The sequence below is a fragment of the Streptomyces sp. NPDC056231 genome (assembly GCF_048270745.1).
Classification (GTDB): Bacteria; Actinomycetota; Actinomycetes; order Streptomycetales; family Streptomycetaceae; genus Streptomyces.
Genome location: NZ_JBLVKW010000210.1, coordinates 1 through 1096, shown reverse-complemented (window position 1 = coordinate 1096; position 1096 = coordinate 1). Strand labels below are relative to the sequence as shown.

Here is a 1096-nt window from a genome sequence, read left to right as displayed (position 1 = left end):
CAGGTGCTCAGGGTGGTCTCGTTGATCCCCAGGTCCTTCGCGACCTGCGCGATCGGCCGACCGGTCTCGGAGACGATCCGCACAGCCCCCTCACGAAACTCCGCGTCGAACTTCCGTCGCTTCTCTGTCATGACCCCCAACTTCCCCTGCAGTAACGGCCTCTACGCTACGAGGGGATGGTCAGACGACCGTTGAGGAGGTGCCGCCTCGGAGGGCGGTGGTGCCGGCCACCGGGAACGCTGGTGGGAAGGCGGACGTGGCGGGGTGGTGCGAGGGCTTGGAGGCAAAGGTTCTGCCCGAGGATTACGCCCGAATCGTGTCCCTGGTCCAGGAGGACGCCGGCCGGGGTGGTGACGGGGTGCGGGCGCGTGGGCTGCGGGAGGGCCTGGGCTGGGGGACGAGTGATGCCCGTGAGCAGGCGGCTCGGTGGCGTGCGAAGCGGCTGGTGGAGCGGGGGTGGCTGACCGAGGTGCGGGCGGGGTTGTTCAGGCCGCGGCCGGGGTGGCCGGGCTGAGGCGGCAGGATGTCGGGGCGCCGCCTCGGGCGAGGCGGCGGGTGGCGGTGATGCTCGCTGCCCACCAGGTCAGGGCCTGGGCGCTGTCGGTGCGGGTTTCGTAGTCGCGGGCCAGGCGGCGGGAGCGGATCAGCCAGGCGAAGGTCCGTTCCACACACCAGCGGCGTGGGAGCACGGTGAAGCCCGTGGTGTCGTCGGAGCGTTTGACGACGGTCAGGGCGAGGGCGAGTGCGGCGTGGGCAAAGGAGACGAGCCAGCCGGTGTAGCCGCTGTCGGCCCAGACCAGCCGGATGTGGCGGTGCCGTTCGAGCAGGGCCTTCAGCAGGTCGCGTCCGGCGTCGCGGTCGCTGACCGAGGCCGCCGTCACGATGACGGTCAGCAGGAAGCCGAGGGTGTCGGTGGCGATGTGCCGCTTGCGTCCGTTGATCTTCTTGCCGGCGTCGTAGCCGCGTGAGCGAGCGGGGACGGTCGCGTCACCCTTCACGGACTGCGAGTCGATGATCGCGGCACTCGGCTCGGCCTTCTTGCCAGCCACCTCGCGCAGGCGGGTGCGCAGCCGTGCGTAGAGTTCCCTGATCAGGT

2 protein-coding genes are annotated in these 1096 nt (G+C 70.6%); both read right to left on the bottom strand.

Features of this window, described 5'->3' with window-relative positions; translation table 11 throughout:
- On the bottom strand, nt 1-131 hold a 131-nt coding region (locus tag ACNPQM_RS44185), incomplete at its 3' end, for a transposase (RefSeq protein ID WP_418088420.1).
- 354 nt (nt 132-485) lie between these two features.
- Nucleotides 486-1096, bottom strand: a 611-nt coding sequence (locus ACNPQM_RS44180; protein ID WP_418088419.1) for an IS5 family transposase, incomplete at its 5' end; no start/stop codon positions are given.